We start from the raw sequence: 22454 nt of genomic DNA on the forward strand, positions 1-22454 counted from the left end.
CGGCTGAATGTGGCCCGATGGCGCCACGCTTGGCTTGCCGGAAAGCAAGGGTTACCTCTCTATTGTGCTTGAACGAATTTTGATGGAGCCAGGCAGCTGCCGGCCCGCCGGGCGCCGGCCTACCCGCCCGGCGGGCCGAACAGCACCCGCGCGCGCGCCGGCCAGCCCGGCGCCTTCCAGGCATCGCGGCCCAGCCTGAACCATTCATGCAGGCCAATGCGCAGCGGGTTGTAGCTGTGCAGCGGCTCGGTCAGGCCGTACTTGATCCGCACGTCCGGCCGGGCCTCGGTGAAGGTGCCAAACAGCCGGTCAAAGACGATCAGCACGCCGCCATAGTTGCAGTCCAGGTACTCGGGGTTGGACGCATGGTGAATGCTGTGATGGGCCGGCGTGTTCAGCACCCATTCCAGCGGCCCCAGGCGCGGCATCCACGGCGCATGCAGCCAGAACTGGTAGAGCAGATTGAGCGCCACCACGCCAAGCACCGCCACCGGCGAGAAACCCAGCCAGACCAGCGGCACGAAAAACAGCGCGGTGCCCGTGAGCTTGCCGGTCCAGCCCAGCCGCACGGCAGCCATCAGGGTCAGCTCGTTCGGCGAGTGATGCACCGAATGGGTCGCCCAGAACCAGCGCACCCGGTGCGCCGCGCGGTGGTAGCCATAGTAGAAAAACTCCTGGCCGATAAACAGCAGGCCCCAGGCCAGCGGGCCGGCAAGCTCGATGGTCCAGAGCCGGTGCGCATGCACCCAGGCCAGCACCGGCACTGCCAGCGACAGGCCCAGGCCGTCCGCGACGCGGCGCAGCAGCGCATCGACCAGCGATGCGGCATAGGCCTGCCAGTCGTAGGCTTGCTTGTAGATGAAAGTCTTGGCCAGGCCTTCCAGCGTGGCGACCCCAATCAGCAGCCCCGCCAGGCCTAGAAGCCAGGGCATCAGGTCGGGCGAAAGGGCGGGGCTGGCAAGTTCGGCGTGCATGGCGGCGGGCTTTCAGCGCGAGGCGATGGCGGCCCGGCACTCGGCGCTCAGGTCATTGGCATGCGCTTGCAGGCACTGCCTGACCTCGGCGCGGCCGGTTTGCGTGCCGCAGAGCTTTTTCACCTGCTCGCCGCATTGGCTGATGATGTCCATGCTGGCCTGGCAGGCGCCCGAGAGTTCGCCCTGGTGCGCCTTCAGGCATTGCGCAATCCGCCCGCCGCCGGGCTGGGTATCGGCGCACAACCTTGAATAGTCGGCACGGCAGGCCGATTGGGGCGTGGCGGCATTGCCGGCCCAGCTGGACAGGGCGCAGAGCAGCAGCAGACTGCCCGCCAGGAGTTGCCTGGCTTTCATGGCTGGCGGGTGGTTTCGCGGGTCGAGGTCTGGCCGTTCGGTCCGGTCAGCGTGGCCTGCGTGCCTTGCGCCGAGCGGTCCACCAGGCGCGAGGCGGTGGCGCCGTTGCTGCCGGTGAGGGTGCTGGACACATCGCCGTTGGCGCGGCTGGTCTGGCGCGTGGCCGTTTGCCCGGCAGGCCCGGTGCTGGTGGCGGTGGTCTGGCCAGGTTGGCGGTCCACGAGGCGCGACGTGGCCTTGCCATTCGGGCCGGTGCTGCTGCTGGACACATCGCCCTGGACGCGGCTGGCATCATGGCTGGCGGTTCGGCCCTGGGCGTCGCTGAAGGTGCTGTGGCGCTCCCGTGCAAGCGCCGGGGAGGCCAGCGTGGCCAGTGCCAGCAGGGCGGCGCCATAAAGCGGAATAGACATTTTCATGGGGAACTCCTGGAAATAAAGTTGAAGGGTTTGTGATGGACACAGCCAAATTACACCCGCAGTACGCGCGGCTGTGTTTGTCATCGGATGACGAAATATGTCCGCGCTGAAACATGGCGCCACGCGCCGCGCGGGCTGCTTACACTTGCCCACCATGGACACCTCTTTGCCCACGGACCTCATCACGGTGCTGATGATTGACGATGACGCCGAGCTGGCCGGCATGGTCGGCGAGCTGCTGCTGGGCCAGGGCATGCAGCTGCGCAGCGCCGGCACCGCCGCACTGGGACTGGCGGCCCTGGCGCAACGCCAGCCCGACGTGCTGCTGCTCGATTTGATGCTGCCCGACGCCAACGGCCTGGATGTCTGCCGCCGGCTGCGCGACTCCGGCAACGACCTGCCAGTGCTGATGCTGACCGCGCGCGGCGACCCGTTCGACCGCGTTCTGGGCCTGGAGCTGGGCGCCGACGACTACCTGGGCAAGCCATTCGAGCCGCGCGAACTGGTGGCGCGCATCCGGGCGCTGGCGCGCCGGGGCCAATCCGCGCGCCGGCGCACCCTGCTCCACTTTGACGGCCTGAGCCTGGATTTGCTGGCCCGGCGCGCCACCTGCCAGGCCGAGGCGCTGCCGCTGACCTCCAGCGAATTCAAGCTGCTGCTGGCGCTGGCCAGCCAGGCCGGCATCAGCGTCTCGCGCGAAGCCCTGTGCGCCGCCGTGCAGCCCGGCAGCTACATGCCGCTGGACCGGGCGGTGGACGTGCAGGTCGCCCGGCTGCGCAAAAAGCTCAAGGCGGCGCCCGGCGGGCGGGAGTGGATCGAGACCGTGCGCGGCGAAGGCTATGTGTTCACCGGCAGCCGCCTGCCATGAAATGGTTTGATTCGCTGTTTGCCCGGATTTTCCTGCTGCAACTGGCGGCCGGGCTCTTGCTGGCGGTGGTGTTCAGCGTGTTGCTGTTCAACGAGCAGGCCAGTATTTTTGCGCGCGCCACGGCGCCGCTGTGGGTGTCGGCGCTCCAGCCGGTGCGCCAGCAGCTGGCCCGGGGCGAGTCGCCGCGATTGCCGCGCACCCAAACGGTGACATCCCTGGTCGAGTTGCAGCCCGGCCCGCCCCCGGACGATGCCCGGGTGATGCCGCTGATTCCCCGCTACCGCGCCCTGCTGTCCGAGCTGCGCGCCCAGGGCCTGCCGGTGGCGAGCCTGGCCGTCAGCGGCCGCACCGGCCGCGCCACGACGTGGCTGGAGCTGCAGGACGGCGACAAACGGGTCTGGGTCGGCGTGCGCGGCATGCTCGAAGGCCCGGACATCCGTCGCCGGGGCACGCTGGGCTTTGTGATTGCCCTGCTGGTGTTCGTGGCTGGCGCGGCCTGGCTCAGCCGGCGCATCGCCAGGCCGCTGCAGGACTTGCAGGCCAGCGTGAAAGCCTTTGCCGCGACCGGCCGCCCGCCCCTGCCCGCAGACGCCCAGGGACCGGCCGAGGTGCGCCAGCTGACCCGGCAATTCGCCGAATTCGCCGCCCAGCGCACGCAGCAGGACGAGGCCAGGGACATGATGCTCGCCGGCATTTCGCATGACCTGCGCTCGCCGCTGGGCCGCATCCGCATGGCCGCCGAGCTGCTGCCCGACGCGCCGGGCGTGCGGGACAAGCAGGCCAGCATCGTGCGCAACGTCCAGGCCGCCGACCGCCTGGTGGGCGCGTTTCTCGACCTGGCCCGCGCCTCGGCCGAGCCGCTGGACGAGCGGGTCGATCTGGCGGCCCTGACCCGGCGCCTGCTGGACTCGGGCGACCATGAGGGCGTGCGGCTGGAACTGCTTGCTGCCGGAGCGCTGTGGCTGCAGCCGGCCAGCAGCGCCGCGCTGGAGCGCTTGCTGGTCAACCTGCTGGACAATGCCGCCAAATACGGCCAGCCGCCGGTCGTGGTCAGCCTGCAGGCCAGCCCGACGCATGCGGTGCTGACCGTTCGCGACCACGGCGCGGGCATTGCGCCGGGCCAGATGGACGCCCTGCGCAAGGCGTTCTTTCGCGGCAGCCATGACCGTGGACTGCCGGGCACCGGGCTGGGGCTGGCCATCGCCGAGCGCAGCGTGCAGCGCCATGGCGGCGAGATGACGCTGCTGGACGCCGGACCCGGCCTGGCGGTGCAACTGCGTTTTCCGCTGGCCGCCGAGCCCTGAACTTGCCCGGGCCTGTACCCGAAACAGGGCTTCGCACTATGATGGAAAATTTTGCGGCGCCCTCATTTCGTGAACTTTCCTAACGACAGCAAGTACCTCGCCAGCGTGCTGGCGGCCCAGCGCATCAGCATTCGCGGCGCGCGCACCCACAACCTCAAGAACATCGACCTGGACATTCCGCGCAACCAGCTGGTGGTCATCACCGGCCTGAGCGGCTCGGGCAAGTCGAGCCTGGCCTTTGACACGCTGTATGCCGAAGGCCAGCGCCGCTACGTCGAAAGCCTGTCCACCTACGCGCGGCAGTTTCTGCAGCTCATGGACAAGCCCGACGTGGACATGATCGAGGGCCTGTCGCCGGCCATTTCCATCGAGCAGAAGGCCACCTCGCACAACCCGCGCTCGACCGTCGGCACGGTGACCGAGATCCACGACTACCTGCGCCTGCTGTTCGCGCGCGCCGGAACGCCGTATTGCCCCGAACACGATTTGCCGCTGCAGGCGCAAAGCGTCGCCGAGATGGTCGATTCCGTGCTGGCGCTGCCCGAGGACACGCGGCTGATGATCCTGGCGCCGGTGGCGCGCGAGCGCAAGGGCGAGTTCGTGGATTTGTTCGAGGAGATGCAGGCGCAGGGCTATGTGCGCTTTCGGGTCGATGGCGCGACCTATGAATTCGACAACCTGCCCAAGCTCAAGAAAACCGAGAAGCACACGATTGACGTGGTGATTGACCGCGTCAAGGTGCGCCTGGACAAGGACACGCCGCCCGAGCCTGAAACCGGCTTGGCGCCGCCGCCCGCGCTGCGCCAGCGCCTGGCCGAGAGCTTCGAGGCGGCGCTGCGGCTGGCCGACGGCCGGGCGGTGGCGCTGGAGATGGACTCCAGCAAGGAGCACCTGTTCAGCGCCAAGTTCTCCTGCCCGGTCTGCAGCTATTCGCTCAGTGAGATGGAGCCGCGCTTGTTTTCGTTCAACTCGCCAGTCGGCGCCTGCCCCTGCTGCGACGGCCTGGGGCATCGGGATTTTTTCGATCCGGCGCGGGTCGTGGCCTTTCCATCCTTAAGCCTGGCCAGCGGCGCGGTCAAGGGCTGGGACCGGCGCAATGCGTATTACTTCTCGATGCTCGAAAGCCTGGCCAGGCACTACCAGTTTGACATCGACAAGGCGTTTGAAGACCTGCCCGAGAACGTGCGCCAGGTGGTGCTGCATGGCTCCGGCGAGGAAGATATCAAGTTCAGCTACCTCATGGACTCGGGCGAGAAGGCCGGCAAAAAGGTCAGCAAGAAGCATCCGTTCGAAGGCATCATCACCAACTTCGAGCGCCGCTACCGCGAGACCGAATCCACGGTGGTGCGCGAAGAACTGGCCCGCTACCGCAGCCTGCAGCCCTGCCCCGACTGCGGCGGCACGCGGCTGCGGCTGGAAGCGCGGCATGTGTTTTTGGTGGGTACATCGCAGGGCGAAGCAAACACCAGCCCCCGCAAGACCATCCACGAACTCAGCCACCTGACGCTGCGCGAGAGCTTCAACTACTTCAGCACCCTGAGCATGCACGGTGCCAAAGCCGAGATTGCCGCCAAGGTGGTGCGCGAGATCGGCCTGCGGCTCAAATTCCTCAACGACGTGGGCCTGAATTACCTGAGCCTGGACCGCAGCGCCGAGACGCTGTCGGGCGGCGAGTCGCAGCGCATCCGGCTGGCCTCGCAGATCGGCTCGGGCCTGACCGGCGTGATGTATGTGCTGGACGAACCCAGCATCGGCCTGCACCAGCGCGACAACGACCGGCTGATCGGCACGCTCAAGCACCTGCGCGACATCGGCAACAGCGTGCTGGTGGTCGAGCACGACGAGGACATGATCCGTGCCGCCGACCATGTGATCGACATGGGACCGGGCGCCGGCATCCACGGCGGGCGCGTGATGGCGCAAGGCACGTTCGAGGAAGTGCAGGCGAACCCCGATTCGCTCACCGGCCGCTACCTGGCGGGAACACTCAGGATCGCGGTGCCCCAGCACCGCACCCCCTGGCTGCCGACGGTCAGAAACGCCAACGCCTTCGACAAAACCAGGTCGCGTTTTGCGCCCAGCCCGGCGGCCGAGCGCCGCGCGGCGCGTGAAGCCATCCACCAGGCCACGCTGGGCGACATGCAGGCGCTGCGCGTGATCAACGCCACCGGCCACAACCTCCAGGGCGTGAGCGTGGAGTTTCCGGTCGGCCTGCTGACCTGCGTGACCGGCGTGTCGGGCTCGGGCAAATCCACGCTGGTCAACGACACGCTGTACGCCGCCGTCGCCCGCACGCTCTACCGCGCGCATGAAGAACCCGCGCCGCACGAAAGCATCGAGGGCATCGAGCATTTCGACAAGGTGATCAACGTGGACCAGTCGCCGATTGGCCGCACGCCGCGCAGCAACCCGGCGACCTACACCGGCCTGTTCACGCCGATCCGCGAGCTGATGGCCGAAATGAACACCGCGCGCGAGCGCGGCTACGGTGCCGGGCGCTTTTCCTTCAACGTGGCGGGCGGGCGCTGCGAAGCCTGCCAGGGCGACGGCATGGTGAAGGTCGAAATGCACTTTCTGCCCGACGTGTACGTGCCCTGCGATGTCTGCAAGGGCCAGCGCTACAACCGCGAAACGCTCGAAGTGCAGTACAAAGGCAAGAACATCGCGCAAATCCTCGACTTCACCGTCGAGACCGCCGCCGAGTTCTTCAAGGCCGTGCCGACGATAGCGCGCAAGCTGCACACCCTGCTCGACGTGGGGCTGAGTTACATCAAGCTCGGCCAGGCGGCGACCACGCTGTCGGGCGGCGAGGCGCAGCGCGTCAAGCTCGCGCTGGAACTCAGCAAGCGCGACACCGGCCGCACGCTCTACATCCTCGATGAACCCACCACCGGCCTGCATTTCGCCGACATCGACCTGCTGCTCAAGGTGCTGCACCAGCTGCGCGACGCGGGCAACACCATCGTCGTGATCGAGCACAACCTGGACGTGATCAAGACCGCCGACTGGCTGATCGACATGGGACCGGAAGGCGGGGCCGGCGGCGGCCGGGTGGTGGGCGTTGGCACGCCCGAAGACATTGCCGCCAACCCCGACAGCCATACGGGTCACTACCTGGCACGGCTTTTGTAGAACGCTGCCGCCACTGACCCGCTGGCCATTTGATTTGCCTTCCCGGCGTAGCCACGCCCGATTCCAAAGGTTTTTGTTGTGAACAGCACTTCCATTTTCACCCGCCGCAAGGTGGTTTTCCTCGTTGCCTCGCTGTGCTGCCTGCTCTGGGGCAGCGCCTACCCGGCGATCAAGAACGGCTATGCGCTGTTCAACATCGCGGCCGGCGACATTCCGTCCAAGCTGGTGTTTGCCGGTTACCGCTTCCTGTTTGCCGGCCTGGTGCTGCTGGCGATTGCCGCCATCGGCAAGAAGACGCTGCGGCTGGAGCGGCGCACGCTGGGCCAGGCGGCGCTGCTGGGCTTGACCCAGACCAGCCTGCAATACGTGTTTTTCTACATCGGCCTGGCCTATGCCACCGGCGTGAAAAGCTCGATCATGAACGCCACCGGCACGTTTTTCAGCGTGCTGCTGGCCCACTGGATTTATAAAAACGACCGGCTCAGCGCCAACAAGGCGCTGGGCTGCCTGGTCGGATTTGCCGGCGTGATGGTGGTCAACTTCAGCGCCGGCCTGCTGAGCTTTGATTTCACGCTGCTGGGCGAGGGCTTCATCGTGATCGCCGCCTTCGTGCTGTCGGCCGCCAGCATCTACGGCAAGAAGGTGTCGCAGCAGGTCGATTCGGTGGTGCTGACCGGCTACCAGTTGGCGATTGGCGGGCTGGCGCTGCTGCTGCTCGGCTTTGCCGCCGGCGGCACGCTGAGCGGCTTCACCGTCAAATCGACCGCCCTGCTGGCTTACCTGGTGGTGCTGTCGTCCGCCGCGTTTGCGCTCTGGACGATTTTGCTCAAGTACAACCGGGTCAGCATGGTGACCGTCTTCAACTTCATGGTTCCGGTGTTCGGCACCATGCTGTCGGCGCTGTTCCTGGACGAGCGCATCCTGGAGTGGAAGAACGGCGTGGCGCTGCTGCTGGTGTGCCTGGGCATCTGGCTGGTCACCAGGGAAGAAAAGCCGGCGCTGGCCGCGGCGTGAGGCCGCGCGGCATGAAATTTAGAAGATTCAGGGCTGTTGCGCAAGTCTGGCGGGCATGAACAGCTATGTTTTGAATAGCAATTATTCAAGCTTCATAATCCAGCATCACCCGATGGCCGTCGTGCCAGGAAAACCGAGGCCATCGCGCACGACGCAAGGGCTGGCGCGCGGCAAATTCATTGCGTGCAGCCCCCGCAAAAGCGGCAGAATGAACGGCGGATACAGGCATGCTTCATGCGTGCAAGGCCACAGGCAACCCGCACAGACTCACCTCAAGGAAACCATCTTGGCAACACTGAATTTCCCCTCTCCGTCCATCTCCCGCCGCGTGCTGTGCGCCACGGCCACGGCTGCCCTGCTGCTGTGCCACGGCGCGGCCGCATTCGCCGCCACGCCCAAGGACACGCTGGTGGTCGCCTTCGCTTTTGACGACATCATCACGATGGACCCGGCCGAGGCCTTCGAGCTGTCGGCCGGCGAGATCATGGGCAACACCTATGACCGGCTGGTGCGGCTCGACATCAACGACCCGTCCAAGCTGGTCGGCGACGTGGCCAAATCCTGGACCGTGTCGCCCGACGGCAGGACCTACACCTTCGAGCTGAAACCCGGGCTGAAGTTTGCCTCGGGCAACGCGCTGACGGCCGACGAGGTGGCCTACTCGCTGCACCGGGCGGTCAGCCTGGACAAGTCGCCGGCCTTCATCCTGACGCAGTTTGGCTTCAGCAAGGACAACGTCAAGGACAAGATCAAGGCGGCCGGCCCGCTGACGGTCACGCTGGAAACCGACAAGGCCTATGCGCCGACCTTCGTGCTCAACTGCCTGACCGCCAACATCGGCGCCATTGTTGACAAGAAGCTGGTGATGTCCAAGGAGCAGAACGGCGACTGGGGCTACGCCTGGCTGAAAACCAATTACGCCGGCTCCGGCCCGATGAAGCTGCGCGAGTGGCGCGCCAACGAGATCGTGGCGCTGGAGCGCAATGACAACCACTACGGCGACAAACCCAAGCTGGCGCGCGTGATCTACCGCCATGTGAAGGAAGCGGCCACGCAGCGCCTGCTGCTCGAAAAAGGCGACATCGACATCGCCCGCAACCTGAGCCCGCAGGACATTGCCGCACTGTCCGCCAACAAGGACATCAAGCTCGTCTCGGCACCCAAGGGCACGGTGTACTACATCAGCCTGAACCAGAAGAACCCGACGCTGGCCAAGCCCGAGGTGCGCGAGGCGCTGAAATGGCTGGTCGATTATTCGGCCATCGGCGACACCCTGATCAAGAACATCGGCGTGGTGCACCAGAACTTTTTGCCCCTGGGCCTGCTGGGCGCGAGCAAGGAGAATCCGTACAAGCTCGACGTGGCCAAGGCCAAGGCGCTGCTGGCCAAGGCCGGCGTTCCGAACGGCTTCAAGGTGACGATTGACATGCGCACCGTCCAGCCGGTGCAGGGCATCACCGAAGCCTTCCAGCAGACCGCCAAGCTGGCCGGCATCGATGTCGAGATCATTCCGGGCGACGGCAAGCAGACGCTGACCAAATACCGGGGCCGCACGCACGACATGTACATCGGCCAGTGGGGTTCGGACTACTGGGACCCGCATTCGAACGCCGACACCTTCACGCGTAACCCGGACAACACCGACGACGCCAAGGCCAAGCCGCTGTCGTGGCGCAACGCCTGGGCTATCCCTGAGCTGACCAAAAAGTCGGACGCCGCCGTGCTGGAGCGCGACGCGGGCAAGCGCAAGAAGATGTATGAAGAGCTGCAGGCCGAATTCCGCAAGACCAGCCCCTTCATCATGCTGTACCAGCAGACCGAGGTGGCCGCCTACCGCAGCAACGTCGATGGCCTCAAGCTCGGCCCGACGTTTGACAGCAACTACATGTTCAAGGTAGCCAAGCGCTAAAACCCGTCTTGGCAGTTCCTGATCCCCTCGCCCTGAGTCCGGCGCCGCTGGCGGCTGCCCGGCGCCCGTCCCGCCCGTCACCCCATATTCGCCGCCTGAACGCCATCGGGCGCTTCCTGGTGGTGATTTTGCTGACCTACCTCGGTCTGCTCGCCGTCACCTTCTTCATCGGCCGGGTGATTCCGGTCGATCCGGTGCTGGCGATGGTCGGCGACAACGCGCCGCCGCATGTGGTGGCACGGGCGCGCGAGGAAATGGGGCTGAACAAGCCGGTTTACACGCAGTTCTACATCTACCTGCGCAAGGTGCTGAGCGGCGACTTCGGCATATCGGTGCTGACCGCCAACCCGGTGATGCAGGACATACGCCGCGCCTTTCCGGCGACGATGGAGCTGGCCAGCCTGGGGATTCTGTTCGGCGCCGGGCTCGGTGTGCCGCTGGGCGTGTGGGCGGCGGTGCGGCGCGGCAAGCTGGTCGATCAGGTGGTGCGCATCATCGGGCTGGTCGGTTATTCGGTGCCGATCTTCTGGCTGGGGCTGATGGCGCTGCTGGTGTTTTATGCCAGGCTGGGCTGGGTCGCCGGGCCGGGGCGCATCGACGTGGCCTATGAATTCACGCTGACGCCCGTCACCGGCCTGCTGCTGCTGGACACGGCGATGGCCGGCGAGTGGGAAGCCTTCGGCAATGCGCTGTCGCACCTGATCTTGCCGGCGTCACTGCTGGGCTACTTTTCAATGGCCTACATCAGCCGCATGACGCGCTCCTTCATGCTCAACGAACTGGCGCAGGAATACGTGGTGGCGGCGCGCGCCAAGGGCCTGTCCGAGGCGCGCATCATCTGGCGCCATGCGCTGCGCAATGCCATGGTGCCGCTGGTCACGGTGATTGCGCTGTCGTATGCCGGGCTGCTCGAAGGCTCGGTGCTGACCGAAACCGTGTTTGCCTGGCCGGGGCTGGGCCTCTATATCACCAATTCGCTGCAGAACGCCGACATGAACGCGGTGCTGGGCGGCACGATTGTCGTGGGCTCGATCTTCATCGGCCTCAATTTGCTGTCCGACCTGCTCTACACCCTGCTGGACCCGAGGACGCGCACGCGATGATGGATTCGACGCTTTCAAAACCCGAAAGCCTGCACAGTTGGCTCACGTCCGACCGGCCGCTGTCCAGACGGCAGGCCGCGCTGGGCCGGGCCTATGGCGGCTGCCGCACGTTCGCGCGCAACCGGCTGGCCATGCTCGGGCTGTTCATCGTGCTGGCGCTGGTGCTGGTGGCGATTTTTGCCGACCTGCTGGCGCCCTACTCGGCCTATATCGGCGACCTTCGCACCACGCGGCTGCTGCCGCCGTCGTGGGCGCACTGGATGGGCACCGACGACCAGGGGCGCGATATTTTGTCGCGGCTGATCCACGGCTCGCGCATCACGCTGTTCGTCGTGGTGCTGGTCGCCGTGCTGGCCGCGCCCATCGGGCTGCTGGTGGGCACCGTGGCCGGTTATGCGGGCGGGCTGGTCGATGCGACCTTGATGCGCATCACCGACATTTTTCTGGCGTTTCCGCGCCTGATCCTGGCGCTGGCGTTTGTCGCCGCGCTCGGCCCCGGCATCGAGAACGCGGTGATCGCGATTGCCATCACCTCCTGGCCGCCCTACGCGCGCATGGCGCGGGCCGAGACGCTGACGATCCGCCAGACCGACTACATCGCCGCCGTGCAGTTGCTGGGCGCCTCGCCGTGGCGCATCGTGCTGCGCCACATCATGCCGCTGTGCGTGTCGTCGGTCATCGTTCGCGTCACGCTGGACATGGCGGGCATCATTTTGACGGCTGCCGGACTCGGCTTTCTGGGCCTGGGCGCGCAGCCGCCGATGCCCGAATGGGGCGCGATGATCGCCAACGGGCGCCTGTATGTGCTCGACCAGTGGTGGGTCGCGGCAGCGCCCGGCGCGGCGATTTTTGTCGTCAGCCTGGCCTTCAACCTGCTGGGCGATGGCCTGCGCGACGCGCTGGACCCGAAGGCTGCCAAATGAACACATCTCCCCTGCTGGTCGTCGATGATTTGCGCGTTGCGTTTCCGGGCCGCGATGGCGGCATGGTCGAAGCCGTGCGCGGCGTGTCGTTCACGCTGGGCCGCGAGCGCTTGGGGCTGGTCGGCGAATCGGGCTCGGGCAAGTCGCAGACCGGCCGCGCCATTTTGGGTCTGACCGCACCCGAAGGCCGCATCAGCGCCAGGCGGCTCGAATTCAGCGGCGTCGATCTGCTGAATTGCGCGCCGAAACAACGCCGTGCGCTGCGCGGCGGACGCATCGCGATGGTGCTGCAAGACCCGAAGTTCTCGCTAAATCCGGTGATGACCATAGGCGCGCAGATTGTCGAAACGCTGCAGGCGCACACCCGCGTGTCCAGCAGCGAAGCGAAAAAGCGGGCGCTGGCGGCGCTTGAATCGGTGCGCATCGACAACCCCGAGCGGGTCTACAAGCTCTATCCGCACGAGGTGTCGGGCGGCATGGGCCAGCGCGCGATGATTGCCATGATGCTGATTGCCGAGCCGGATATCTTGATTGCCGACGAGCCGACCTCGGCGCTGGACGTGACGGTGCAGCTGCAGGTGCTGTCCATCCTCGATGCGCTGGTGGTCGAACGCGGCATGGGCCTGATCCTGGTGTCGCACGACCTGCGGCTGGTGTCGTCGTTTTGCGACCGCATCCTGGTGATGTACGCCGGCCGCGTGGTCGAGGAACTGGCGGCGGGCGGCCTGGCGCATGCCCAGCATCCGTACACGCGCGGGCTGATGGCCTGTTTGCCGCAGCTGGGCGCGTCCACGCACCCGCTGGCGACGCTGGACCGGCGGCCGGAGTGGGCTTTATGACCTCAACACAAACCCAGGCCCTCGGTCTGGACGTCAGCCGGCTGCGGGTGACGTATGACGGCTTCGTGGCCGTGGCCGACACCTCGTTTCGCGTCGCGCCCGGCGAGAGCTTCGGCATCGTCGGCGAGTCGGGCTCGGGCAAATCGACGGTGCTGCGCGCCATCTGCGGCCTGGCGCCCAAGGAATCGGGCACGATGCAGCTTGTCGGCGGCGATGAAAACCACGCACCCGGCAGCAAGGCCTTCCGGCGCCGCGTGCAGATGGTGTTCCAGGACCCCTACGGCTCGCTGCACCCGCGCCAGACGGTGGACCGGCTGCTGGCCGAACCGCTGGCGATTCATGGTATCAGGGACGCGGAAACGCGCATCGAGCGCGCGCTCGATGAAGTCGGCCTGGGAACGGGGTTCCGGTTCCGCTACCCGCACCAGCTGTCGGGCGGGCAGCGCCAGCGCATCGCGATTGCGCGCGCCTTGATCCTGGAGCCGCAGGTTTTGCTGCTCGACGAGCCGACTTCCGCGCTCGATGCGTCGGTGCAGGCCGAAGTGCTGAACCTGCTTGAAGACCTGCGGCGGCGGCGCAACCTGACCTTCATCATGGTCAGCCACGACCTGGCCGTGGTCACGCATTTGTGCGAGCGGCTGATGGTGATGCAGCGCGGCCGGACGGTGGAACTGCTGGCCTCCAGCGACCTGGCCGCCCGCCGCGTGGCCGAGCCGTACACACTGAGCCTGATGCAGGCCTCGTCGGGCTTTCGGCGCAAGGAGCCGGCGGCTCCGCCACCTTGAACTATCAATTTAATAGCTGAAAGCGCCCGTGCTCATTGCGCAAAAGCCATTTTTCACCTGATTAGCTACCTGCCTCAGACAAGTATGAAAGCCGTCATTCCCGCGAAGGCGGGAATCCAGTAGCCAAGCGCCTTGAGAACCCTGGATTCCCGCCTTCGCGGGAATGACAAGCGGTTTTAGTCTGAGCTATGTATCTAATCAGGATTTTTCATTGAATTTTTGTCATGCATTTCCGATCATTTTCGACTCACTCCACCAAAGCCATGAACTGGGAAGCCCACGCCTGCCTGCCGCTGCACCCCGACGCCGACTTTTCGCCGCTGGGCCGCCTGCGCGATGCTGGCGTGCATTACGTGTCGGTCAACGTCGGCATGGACATGAACCCGGTGTCGCAAATCCTGTCGGTGCTGGCGGCTTATCGCGCCCGGATTGCGGCCCATCCCGACCGTTTCCGGCTGGTGGCCAGCGTGGCGGAAATCGAACAGGCGGCGGCGAATGGCGCGCTGGCCGTCGGCTTCGACCTCGAAGGCGCACTGCCGCTGCTGGGGCAGCCCGACATGGTGGCGCTGTACCGCGACCTGGGCGTGCGCCAGATCCACTTCGCCTACAACCGCAACAACCCGGTCGCCGACGGCTGCCATGACGTGGAGCGCGGCCTCACGCCGCTGGGCCGGCGCATGGTCGAGGCGGTGAACCGGGCCGGCGTGCTGATGGACTGCTCGCACACCGGCCGGCGCTGCAGCCTGGACATCATGGCCGCGTCCAGCCAGCCGGTGATCTTCAGCCACGCCAACCCGCTGGCGCTCATCCCGCACGGGCGCAATGTCAGCGACGAGCAGATCAGGGCCTGCGCGGCCACGGGCGGCGTGGTCTGCATCTCGGGCGTGTCGGCGTTTCTGGGCACCAGCACGCCGACCGCCATGGACGTGGCGCGCCACGCGGCCTACGTGGCCGAGCTGGTCGGCGCGCAGCATGCCGGCATCGGGCTGGACATCGGCTTTGGCCAGCCCGGACTCGACGACAACCCGCCGGGCCATTACGACCCGGCCTACTGGTGGCCCGCTGCCGCAGGCTACCAGGGGGCGCTGGGAAGCATCACCTACACGCCGGTCGAAACCTGGCGGCTGTTGCCCGAGGCGCTGCAAAAGGTCGGCATGAACGCGGCTGAAGCCGCCGGCGTCATGGGTAACAATATGCTGCGCGTCGCCGGCCAGGTCTGGCAGCGCCCCTGACCGCCCCTCCTTCAACCTCTTGCGGAAACTCCCATGTCCTCCATCACCCTGCGCTTTCTCGCCGAACCCAGCACCGTCAACTTTGGCGGCAAGGTGCATGGCGGCACCGTCATGAAATGGATCGACGAGGCGGGCTACGCCTGCGCCACGCGCTGGTCCAAACGCTACTGCGTGACGGTGTCGGTGGGCAGCATCCGCTTTCAGCGCCCTATCCTGATGGGCGACCTGGTCGAGGTCGAGGCGCGCCTGGCCTACACCGGCCGCACCAGCATGAACATTGCGGTGGAAGTGCGCAGCGGCGACATCAAGACCGGCCAGATGAACGTCGTCACTGATTGCCTGGTGGTCTTCGTGGCCGTCGATGCCGAGGGAAAAACCATTCCCGTGGAAACCTGGAATCCTGAAACGCCCGGCGACATGGCGCTGGCGCAACGCGTCAAGGCGCATCTTGACGCCGCGCGGACCGGGCAGCTTGGTGGCTGATCAAGCCTGAAGCCCTGACCCGGGCGCGGCCTGGCGGCACTTCAATCGCGCATTCAAGGTACACACAAATGCTGTACCCGCAGGTTTAACGTGTAAAGCCATGTGTCATCACGCCCGGTGGACATGCCCGGCTATTTAAGATGTTCACGGAGCGTCTGTGGAGACGACAGCACCCTGTCTTTACGATGCAAAAAATCCCATGTTCACGGTTTCGTTCGCTGTCGGCCCACGGCCTTCGGCTCTGCTTTTTAATGGTGTTGCTGGCAGCCAGCCTGTCAGGCTGCATTGAACGCAGTGCGTGCATCGACGCTGGAGCCGACCGGCCCTGGTTCTGCAAGCCCATCGCCCCGCCTGCGCTGGAGGGCGGCGCTGACCCCGGCCTGCTGCTTCTGCTGGTGCCTGAAGGCCAATCCCTGGCGCATGCGCAAGTCACTGCCTGGATGGACGCGGCCTCGGAAGAGGGCTTGCGCATGCAGGCCGTGACGGACCGGCAATTCCTGGCGCTGGGCGCCGATGCCCTGAAATATGCCGGCCTGGTGCTTCCTGACCAGCTGCATGCCATCGCCAGCAACGAACTGGTGCAGGCCCTGCGCGACTACACCACCGCAGGCGGGAACACCATGCTGGTGTATGACTTTGGCATCTTCACGCTGAACAGCCAGCAAAAGCCGATCTATGCCATTCCGACATCGCGGCTCAGCGACCTGGCGGGCGTGGATTACGCGCTGTATGACGACTTGCGTGAAAAAATCACCGTCGTCGGGCCGGTCACGGCGATGCGCAGCACCATGCGCCAGTTGCAGGTTCCCCCGGGTAAATCCATCGCCTATGTCCCGGACGACCGGGTGCCAGGCGATGCCGCGCCGGTGCTTGCCTACCGGCCTGAAAGCGCCCTGCCGCTGCCGCCTGGCGGCATGCTGCGCAGCGCGGCCGCGCCGGTGGACGTGCTCGATACCTACAGCGGCTACCTGCTCGGAAACCTGGATTACTCCAGCTTTGTCACGGGCGGCGCCTTCAACGGCAAGACCCTGGCGACATCGCCGCAGGCCGGCCTGGTGGCCGGGCTGAACAAGCTGGGCCGTGGCCAGGTGCTGTTCGTCAACCTGCCGCTGACCTATCTCAAGGTGGTGCGCACCGACGCCCAGCCCATGCACGGCTTTTTGCACTACTTCGGCTACAACGTGCTGCAGCTGGCGCACCTGTCGTCCGTGCCCCAGGGCATACCCGGCCTGACCCTGAACTGGCATCTGGACTCCTTCACCGCCCAGCAGCCGACGCTGACGCTGGAAAAACTCGGCGTCTTCGATGAGGGGCCGTTTTCCATCGACATGACCGCCGGACCCGACGCGGTCACCATCGGCGACGGCAAGGGCTGGAACCTGGACAGCAACAAGGTGGCGCAGGACATCCTGTGGCGCTTTGCCCGCAAGGGGCATGCCATCGGCAGCCATGGCGGCTGGAACCACGACTATTACGGACTCAATGCCAGCGACAGCAACCAGGGCACCTTCCTGCCTTACCTGGAAAAGAACCTGGAGTCGATCCGGCGCGCGGTCAGCCATCCGCTGCGGCCTTACCTGGGCCTGAACACGCCGATGCCCCCCGCCACGCCCCCGGCCCTGTTGCCGGCAGCACACAAGCTGGAGGCGCTGGCCGACGGCCATCTGGGGCAGATGGTACGGCAGTATTCGCCGCCAGTCGGCAACAACCCCACCTGGGCCATGGACTACCTGGAGCGGCAGGGCGTGGTGGGCGTCTATTTTGCCGGGCACACCGGGCTGGGCCCGACCCGGCAGTACCGCGACGGCCAGCTGCTCAACCCCGGGATCTGGGTTTTTCCCGTGACGCCGGCGGGCAAATATGCCACCTTCGAGGAGTTTCAGACCAACAAGGTGCCCCGGCAGGAGGTCATTGACTGGTATCGCGACCTGGTGGACTTCACCATCAGCCAGCGCACCACACGCATGATCTACATGCACCCCAACGGCGCCAATGTCTGGCCCGATGTCCTGCAGAACCTGCTCGCCTATGCCAAATCCAAGGGCCAGGAAAACTTCAGGTGGTACACCATGCCGCGACTGGCCGATTTCATGACCGCCCGCCGGGAAGTCCAGTGGACGGAGCGGCGCGAGACCATCGGCGTGTCCGAGTTCGAAGCCAGCCACCCCGGCAGCCTGAATGAGATGGTCTGGCTGTTGCCCAAAACGCGCTACGCCTACCCGCCGGTCAGCGCGGACGGCAGCGCCACGGTCTCGGACCGGGGGACACACTGGGCGGTGCGGGCAGGCAACACCCGGCAGGTCAAGTTCACGGCACGCCTGACGCTGGACGGAACTTACTGACGGCGCCAGGCCCTTTTCCCTGTTTTCCCTGCTGCGCAGGCGGGCTGATCAGGGTGCGGCCGCCGGCACCGCACCCGCCGCTTCACCGCCAAAGTAGCCGGCCAGCAGGTCCAGGGCATGGCGCACCTTGGCAGGCTGCTCGCCGCGCCGCAGCGTGACCGCGTACACCGGCAGGTCGCTCAGCCGCCAGCCGGGCAGCACCGGCAGCACACGACCGTCGGCCAGCGCCTTGCGGTCGTCCTCGCTCACGCCCATGCCGATTCCCCAGCCCGCCACGCACAGCGCATGCAGCGCCGACGCCTGCGAGGCCTGCACCCGCCCTTCGAGCCGCAAGGATTCAATTTCGCCAGCCGGGCCGTGCAGCTCCAGCATGTCAAAACCCTGGCTGTGCGGCTTGCTGCCCAGCCAGTCGTGGCGCAGCAAATCCTGCGGCTGCGCCGGCCAGCCGCGCTCGGCCAGGTAGGCCGGCGATGCGCACAGCTGGCGCCCCATGCCGCCCAGCTTGCGGGCCACCAGGCTGGAATCGGCCAGCGGGCCGACGCGCAGGGCCACATCCACGCGCAAGGCGATCAGGTCGATCAGCGCGTCGTCCAGCAGCAGGCGCAGCGTCAGCTTCGGGTGGCTGCGCAGCGGCGCCAGCGCGCGGGCCAGCAGGCTGCCGAAGCCGATGGGCGCGGCCAGCCGCAATTCGCCCTCGGGCTCGTCGCGCAGGCGGGCCAGCGCCTGCTCGGCAGAGCGCGCCGCCGCCACCATGGCCGCGCAGCCTGCGTGGTAGCGCTCGCCGGCTTCGGTCAGGGCCAGCTTGCGCGTCGAGCGGTGCAGCAAGGCCAGGCCCAGCGACTGCTCCAGCTGGCGCAGGTGCTGGCTCACGGCCGAAGGCGTCATGCCCAGCTGCCGCGCGGCAGCGCTCAGTGAGCCGGCCGCCACCACCTCGGCAAAAATCGCCATGCGTTTGAGTTGATCCATGACTTTGCACCCATTCATTAGTAACACTTCACGATGATAGTGATTAAAGCCCTCTATTCGCTTGATTTGAAAGCAGGCAGACTGGAGGCTTGTTTCACCTTCAGGAGATTTTCATGAACATCGCATTGATTGGCGCCACCGGTTTTGTCGGCTCGGCCATCCTTCCCGAACTGCTGGGCCGTGGCCACCAGGTCACCGTGCTGGCGCGCAACCCCGCCAAACTGGCCGCGCAGCCCGGCTTGAGCATCGTGAAGGCAGACGTGATGGATGCGGCGCAGGTCGCCCAGGCGGTTGCCGGCCACGAGGCGGTGATCAGCGCCTACAACCCGGGCTGGAGCGAGCCGCAGATTCACGACCTGTTCCTGCAGGGCAGCCAGGCCATCCTGGACGGCGTCAAGCAATCTAGCGTCAAGCGCCTGCTGGTGGTCGGCGGCGCCGGCAGCCTGTATGTGGCGCCCGGCGTGCAGCTGGTGGACACGCCTGGTTTTCCGGCCGAGTACAAGCAGGGCGCGCTGGCGGCACGCGAATTCCTGACTCGGCTGCAGGCGGAAAGTTCGCTGGACTGGAGCTTCGTCTCGCCGCCCATCGCCCTGGCACCGGGCGAGCGCACCGGCCAGTACCGGCTGGGCGCCGACGACCTGCTGCCCGGCCAGGACGATCAGCCGGCCGGCATTTCGGTCGCCGACCTGGCCGTGGCCATCGTCGATGAAATCGAGCAGCCCCGGCACCTGCAGCGCCGCTTCACCGTGGCGCGTTAAGGCAAAACCGGCTGGCAAGCCACGGGCGTGCGGCCAGCGGAACCGGCCTTAACCCTTAACCCGCCACGCGCAGGGAATCGGTGCGCGCGGCCTGCAGCACGTCGCGCGTCCTGAGCGCCTCGCGCCGCGCCACTTCGGCAAAATCATCGCCTGACGAGGCATAAATAATCGCCCGTGACGAGTTGACGATGATCGGCGCGCCCGGCCGCCAGCCGGCGCGCACCGTGGCCGCCGCATCGCCGCCCTGCGCGCCCACGCCGGGAATCAGGAGGGGCAGCGTCGGCGCCACCGCCCGCACGCGCTCGATCTCGGCCGGATAGGTTGCACCGACCACCAGCCCGAGCTGGCCGTTGAGGTTCCACGGGCCTTGCGCCAGCCGGGCGATATGTTCATACAGCAGCGGCTGGCCATCGACCGACGCCAGGCGCTGGTTCTGCAGGTCATCGCCGCCCGGATTCGAGGTGCGGCAGAGCAAAAAGGCGCCCTTGCCTTCGTACTTCAAATAAGGCGTGACCGAGTCAAAGCCCATGAAGGGCGACAGCGTGACCGCGTCGGCGCCGTAGCGCTCGAAGGCCTCGATGGCGTACTGCTCGGCGGTGCTGCCGATGTCGCCGCGCTTGGCATCCAGGATGACGGGAACCTGCGGCGCGGCGCGGCGCATGTGCGCCATCAGGCGCTCCAACTGGTCCTCGGCGCGGTGGGCGGCGAAGTAGGCAATTTGCGGCTTGAAGGCAATCACCAGGTCGGCCGTCGCATCGACGATGGCGGCGCAGAAATCGTAGATTTTGCTGGCATCGCCCTTGAATTTTCCGGGGAATTTGGCCGGATCGGGGTCCAGGCCGACGCACAGCATGGAGTGGTTCTGGCGTTCTGCGGCGCCGAGCATGTCGAGAAAGGTCATGGCCGTATTGTAAGAAGCCCGACCTCAGGCCCCGCGCGCCGCCAAGCGCATGGCCAGGCACAAATCGTCCCAGGCCTTGGCCTTGTCCTGCGGGCAGCGCAGCAGATAGGGCGCGTCATGGGTGACGACGGTTTGTCGGCCATGCAGCGCATGCGGCCGGCCGCGCAGCTTGCCGAAGGGCTCGCCGGACTGCAGCAGCGCCTGCGCCGCCAGCCGGCCCATGACCAGCACCACGTCGGGCCGCGCCTGCTCGACCAGCGCCAGCAGCGCGGCCGGCAACTCGTCCATCGCGCCCGAGACCGCCTGGCGCACCAGCGGCGCGAACAGCACCGCGCCGGCGTCCCGGTTCAGCCGGGCGGCGCGCAGCATGTTATCTAACAGGCGGCCGGCATCGCCGTCAAACACCGGCGCCTGCAGCGCGGCCGACGGGGTCTGGGCCAGCACCAGCCAGCGCGCGCCGCCGGCCTTCGCGGTTTCGGCATACAGCAACTGCGCTTGGCCGACGCGCCAGCAGGGCTGCGCGCCGGCGGCAGGGGCGGCTTCGGAAGGCGCCGCAGGATTCGGCGCAAGCGGTGGCGGGCTGGCAGGCCGGGCCGGCGCCGCATCGCGCCTGACGGCGGGCGCGGCGGGCGCGGCAACGGCCTTTTTTTCCTCAAAATGTTGATCAAACTGGTCATTTGCGCTTGCTGCGCCTGCATGAGCAGCTATGACTTCAGTAGCAACCTGGATTTCAGCAACCGGCGCCAGCGGCTGCCAGACACGCACCCCCATTTCGCGCAGCATGGCGCGCTGGCGTGGGTCGAGGTTCATACTCATGGTGGGAGACTTTTCATCAAAAAACTGACAGGGCCAGGCTCATGACGATGGCATCCTCGCCCCGGGGCGATGCCGCGCTGGCCGGGTAATAGTTGCGGCGCGTGCCGACATGGCGAAAGCCGTGGCTTTCGTAAACCGACCGCGCGCGCGCGTTGCTGACCCGCACTTCCAGCCACAGCCACAGCGCGCCCTGCCCGCGCGACCAGACGCCCAGCGCGTCGAGCATCACCAGCGCCCAGCCCTGGCGCTGCCAGGCCGGCGTCACCGTGATGTTGAGCAGATGCACCTCGTCCACGCCCTTCATGGCGACAAAATAACCCAGCAGCTCGGGACTTTGCGCACTGCCCGCCGTCAGCAGTTGCGCCTGGTAGCCGGCCTGCAGCGAGTCCAGGAAATTGCGCTCGCTCCACGGTTGCGGGTAGGCGCTGTGCTCGACCCGCAGCACCGCCGGCAGCCAGTCGGGCGTCATGGATTCAAAGCGGGCTTCAAGGGGCTGGAAAGCTGCATTCATAAGGCTGTCCGTCAGGTTTGAAGCGGGATAACCGGCGCGGCAAGGGCGGCCTGGGCGTCCGCCTTGAGTTGCGCGCGCTCGTCGGTGGTCTGGGCGACCTTGTCGCGCACATACAGCGGCAGGGCCAGGGCCGCATCCATGCACTGCCCGGCGGCGGCCAGCGCGGGCGCCAGCCGCAGCAGCGCGGTGGCGGTCGGAAACGCTTCAACGCAGGGCAGCGCGGCCAGGCCTGCGGGCAGACGGCCGGCATAGACGCCGAACACATTGCCGGCCAGCAGCCGCGCCGACGCCCCGGGCACCAGGTTTTCGGGCCGAATCAACTCGCAGTCCTTGATGGACATGTACCCGCCGCTCCTGAATTCATAGCTCTGCACATACATCTCGTCCATGCGGGCATCGAGCAGCGCGGTGATGGTGAAAGGCGCATCGCCCGCAGCCACAGCCCCGGCCTGCTGGAAGCGCGCCTCTTCGGCGACGGCCATCAGCGTGTCAACCGGCAGCACCGGAATGCCCGCGCCGTGGTTGGCGCCGAAGGCCAGGCCCTGCGCCACCGCGCAGGCCGTGCGCAGGCCGGTGAACGAACCCGGCCCTCGGCCAAAGGCAATCGCCTCCATCTCGCCCAAGCCCATGCCGGACTCGGCCAGCAGCGCCAGAATCGCCGGGATCAAGGTGGTCGAGGCCTGCGCGCCGCCCGGGCCGCTGTGCTGCCAGACGCGCGCGCCGTCGGTCACGGCGACCGACATGCGGTCGGTGCTGGTGTCAAACGCGAGGAATTTAAGAGGTTTAGGCATCAAATAAGGCTTTTACGCATGCTGATCAAGCGC

At 66.6% G+C, this 22454-nt stretch carries 21 protein-coding genes; 13 read left to right on the forward strand and 8 right to left on the reverse strand.

What is annotated here, in order from left to right; genetic code table 11:
* Positions 1–119 precede the first annotated feature (119 nt).
* Genes ABLV49_RS19220 through ABLV49_RS19230 form a run of 3 tightly spaced genes read right to left on the reverse strand, consistent with a single transcriptional unit; the run spans position 120 to position 1744 of the window.
* Positions 120–974 carry a sterol desaturase family protein gene (locus ABLV49_RS19220; RefSeq protein WP_349278981.1) on the reverse strand — a complete coding sequence of 285 codons (855 nt, stop codon included), beginning with the start codon at positions 972–974 and terminating at the stop codon, positions 120–122.
* Positions 975–986: 12 nt separating this feature from the next.
* On the reverse strand, positions 987–1328 hold the full coding sequence (locus ABLV49_RS19225) for a cysteine rich repeat-containing protein (protein ID WP_349278983.1): 342 nt from the start codon (positions 1326–1328) through the stop codon (positions 987–989).
* The gene (locus ABLV49_RS19230; RefSeq protein WP_349278984.1) at positions 1325–1744 is read right to left on the reverse strand and encodes a hypothetical protein; all 420 of its coding nucleotides are present in this window, start codon (positions 1742–1744) and stop codon (positions 1325–1327) included. The genes ABLV49_RS19225 and ABLV49_RS19230 overlap by 4 nt, the downstream gene beginning before the upstream one ends.
* Positions 1745–1898: 154 nt before the next feature.
* Between ABLV49_RS19230 and ABLV49_RS19235 the strand changes: the two genes are divergently transcribed.
* The 12 genes from ABLV49_RS19235 to ABLV49_RS19290 all read left to right on the forward strand — a co-directional run bounded on the left by ABLV49_RS19235 (position 1899) and on the right by ABLV49_RS19290 (position 17678).
* The gene (locus ABLV49_RS19235; RefSeq protein WP_349278986.1) at positions 1899–2612 is read left to right on the forward strand and encodes a response regulator transcription factor; all 714 of its coding nucleotides are present in this window, start codon (positions 1899–1901) and stop codon (positions 2610–2612) included.
* Positions 2609–3916 (forward strand): sensor histidine kinase, encoded by a 1308-nt coding sequence (locus ABLV49_RS19240; RefSeq protein ID WP_349278988.1) that lies wholly within the window; start codon positions 2609–2611, stop codon positions 3914–3916. Before ABLV49_RS19235 ends, ABLV49_RS19240 begins: the two co-directional genes overlap by 4 nt.
* 69 nt (positions 3917–3985) lie before the next feature.
* Positions 3986–7048: an excinuclease ABC subunit UvrA gene (gene uvrA / locus ABLV49_RS19245; protein ID WP_349278990.1), complete on the forward strand. Its 3063-nt coding sequence runs from the start codon at positions 3986–3988 to the stop codon at positions 7046–7048.
* A gap of 78 nt (positions 7049–7126) precedes the next feature.
* Complete coding sequence (locus tag ABLV49_RS19250; RefSeq protein ID WP_349278992.1) at positions 7127–8062, forward strand: DMT family transporter; 936 nt, start codon at positions 7127–7129, stop codon at positions 8060–8062.
* A 295-nt stretch (positions 8063–8357) separates the two neighbouring features.
* Complete coding sequence (locus ABLV49_RS19255; RefSeq protein WP_415838160.1) at positions 8358–9971, forward strand: ABC transporter substrate-binding protein; 1614 nt, start codon at positions 8358–8360, stop codon at positions 9969–9971.
* Between the two features lie 86 nt (positions 9972–10057).
* On the forward strand, positions 10058–11074 hold the full coding sequence (locus tag ABLV49_RS19260) for an ABC transporter permease (protein WP_349281811.1): 1017 nt from the start codon (positions 10058–10060) through the stop codon (positions 11072–11074).
* The gene (gene nikC, locus ABLV49_RS19265) at positions 11071–11997 is read left to right on the forward strand and encodes a nickel transporter permease (protein WP_349278996.1); all 927 of its coding nucleotides are present in this window, start codon (positions 11071–11073) and stop codon (positions 11995–11997) included. The genes ABLV49_RS19260 and nikC overlap by 4 nt, the downstream gene beginning before the upstream one ends.
* Positions 11994–12836, forward strand: a complete 843-nt coding sequence (locus ABLV49_RS19270; RefSeq protein WP_349278998.1) for an ABC transporter ATP-binding protein — start codon at positions 11994–11996, stop codon at positions 12834–12836. The genes nikC and ABLV49_RS19270 overlap by 4 nt, the downstream gene beginning before the upstream one ends.
* Positions 12833–13621: an ABC transporter ATP-binding protein gene (locus ABLV49_RS19275; protein ID WP_349279000.1), complete on the forward strand. Its 789-nt coding sequence runs from the start codon at positions 12833–12835 to the stop codon at positions 13619–13621. The genes ABLV49_RS19270 and ABLV49_RS19275 overlap by 4 nt, the downstream gene beginning before the upstream one ends.
* A 263-nt stretch (positions 13622–13884) precedes the next feature.
* Positions 13885–14853, forward strand: a complete 969-nt coding sequence (locus ABLV49_RS19280; protein WP_349279002.1) for a dipeptidase — start codon at positions 13885–13887, stop codon at positions 14851–14853.
* Positions 14854–14886: 33 nt separating this feature from the next.
* Positions 14887–15336 (forward strand): acyl-CoA thioesterase, encoded by a 450-nt coding sequence (locus ABLV49_RS19285; protein WP_349279003.1) that lies wholly within the window; start codon positions 14887–14889, stop codon positions 15334–15336.
* Between the two features lie 185 nt (positions 15337–15521).
* Positions 15522–17678, forward strand: a complete 2157-nt coding sequence (locus ABLV49_RS19290) for a hypothetical protein (protein ID WP_349279004.1) — start codon at positions 15522–15524, stop codon at positions 17676–17678.
* A 48-nt stretch (positions 17679–17726) separates the two neighbouring features.
* Here the strand turns inward: ABLV49_RS19290 and ABLV49_RS19295 are convergent, their stop codons facing one another.
* Complete coding sequence (locus ABLV49_RS19295) at positions 17727–18644, reverse strand: LysR family transcriptional regulator (protein WP_349279006.1); 918 nt, start codon at positions 18642–18644, stop codon at positions 17727–17729.
* A gap of 113 nt (positions 18645–18757) precedes the next feature.
* Here ABLV49_RS19295 and ABLV49_RS19300 point away from each other — a divergent pair, with 113 nt between their 5' ends.
* Positions 18758–19402, forward strand: a complete 645-nt coding sequence (locus tag ABLV49_RS19300; RefSeq protein WP_349279007.1) for an NAD(P)-dependent oxidoreductase — start codon at positions 18758–18760, stop codon at positions 19400–19402.
* A gap of 55 nt (positions 19403–19457) precedes the next feature.
* Here ABLV49_RS19300 and pyrF read toward each other — a convergent pair whose 3' ends face one another.
* From pyrF to tsaB, 4 genes are read right to left on the reverse strand one after another with little or no spacing between them, the layout of a single operon-like run.
* Positions 19458–20303, reverse strand: coding sequence for an orotidine-5'-phosphate decarboxylase (pyrF, locus tag ABLV49_RS19305; protein WP_349279009.1), 846 nt, complete (start codon positions 20301–20303; stop codon positions 19458–19460).
* A 24-nt stretch (positions 20304–20327) separates the two neighbouring features.
* On the reverse strand, positions 20328–21119 hold the full coding sequence (locus ABLV49_RS19310; protein ID WP_349279011.1) for a uracil-DNA glycosylase family protein: 792 nt from the start codon (positions 21117–21119) through the stop codon (positions 20328–20330).
* 16 nt (positions 21120–21135) lie between these two features.
* Positions 21136–21630, reverse strand: coding sequence for a ribosomal protein S18-alanine N-acetyltransferase (gene rimI / locus ABLV49_RS19315; protein WP_349279013.1), 495 nt, complete (start codon positions 21628–21630; stop codon positions 21136–21138).
* Positions 21631–21641: 11 nt separating this feature from the next.
* Positions 21642–22421: a tRNA (adenosine(37)-N6)-threonylcarbamoyltransferase complex dimerization subunit type 1 TsaB gene (gene tsaB / locus ABLV49_RS19320; protein ID WP_349279015.1), complete on the reverse strand. Its 780-nt coding sequence runs from the start codon at positions 22419–22421 to the stop codon at positions 21642–21644.
* Between the last annotated feature and the right edge of the window lie 33 nt (positions 22422–22454).

The sequence above is a fragment of the Polaromonas hydrogenivorans genome, assembly GCF_040105105.1.
GTDB lineage: Bacteria > Pseudomonadota > Gammaproteobacteria > Burkholderiales > Burkholderiaceae_C > Polaromonas > Polaromonas hydrogenivorans.

Bases quoted from the DNA above. Each gene is read 5' to 3' on its own strand.
- ABLV49_RS19220 (WP_349278981.1), bottom strand. From the start codon at position 974: ATGCACGCCGAACTTGCCAGCCCCGCCCTTTCGCCCGACCTGATGCCC.
- ABLV49_RS19225 (WP_349278983.1), bottom strand. From the start codon at position 1,328: ATGAAAGCCAGGCAACTCCTGGCGGGCAGTCTGCTGCTGCTCTGCGCC.
- ABLV49_RS19230 (WP_349278984.1), bottom strand. From the start codon at position 1,744: ATGAAAATGTCTATTCCGCTTTATGGCGCCGCCCTGCTGGCACTGGCC.
- ABLV49_RS19235 (WP_349278986.1), top strand. From the start codon at position 1,899: ATGGACACCTCTTTGCCCACGGACCTCATCACGGTGCTGATGATTGAC.
- ABLV49_RS19240 (WP_349278988.1), top strand. From the start codon at position 2,609: ATGAAATGGTTTGATTCGCTGTTTGCCCGGATTTTCCTGCTGCAACTG.
- nikC (WP_349278996.1), top strand. From the start codon at position 11,071: ATGATGGATTCGACGCTTTCAAAACCCGAAAGCCTGCACAGTTGGCTC.
- ABLV49_RS19270 (WP_349278998.1), top strand. From the start codon at position 11,994: ATGAACACATCTCCCCTGCTGGTCGTCGATGATTTGCGCGTTGCGTTT.
- ABLV49_RS19275 (WP_349279000.1), top strand. From the start codon at position 12,833: ATGACCTCAACACAAACCCAGGCCCTCGGTCTGGACGTCAGCCGGCTG.
- ABLV49_RS19280 (WP_349279002.1), top strand. From the start codon at position 13,885: ATGAACTGGGAAGCCCACGCCTGCCTGCCGCTGCACCCCGACGCCGAC.
- ABLV49_RS19285 (WP_349279003.1), top strand. From the start codon at position 14,887: ATGTCCTCCATCACCCTGCGCTTTCTCGCCGAACCCAGCACCGTCAAC.
- ABLV49_RS19290 (WP_349279004.1), top strand. From the start codon at position 15,522: ATGCAAAAAATCCCATGTTCACGGTTTCGTTCGCTGTCGGCCCACGGC.
- ABLV49_RS19295 (WP_349279006.1), bottom strand. From the start codon at position 18,644: ATGGATCAACTCAAACGCATGGCGATTTTTGCCGAGGTGGTGGCGGCC.
- ABLV49_RS19300 (WP_349279007.1), top strand. From the start codon at position 18,758: ATGAACATCGCATTGATTGGCGCCACCGGTTTTGTCGGCTCGGCCATC.
- pyrF (WP_349279009.1), bottom strand. From the start codon at position 20,303: ATGACCTTTCTCGACATGCTCGGCGCCGCAGAACGCCAGAACCACTCC.
- ABLV49_RS19310 (WP_349279011.1), bottom strand. From the start codon at position 21,119: ATGAGTATGAACCTCGACCCACGCCAGCGCGCCATGCTGCGCGAAATG.
- rimI (WP_349279013.1), bottom strand. From the start codon at position 21,630: ATGAATGCAGCTTTCCAGCCCCTTGAAGCCCGCTTTGAATCCATGACG.
- tsaB (WP_349279015.1), bottom strand. From the start codon at position 22,421: ATGCCTAAACCTCTTAAATTCCTCGCGTTTGACACCAGCACCGACCGC.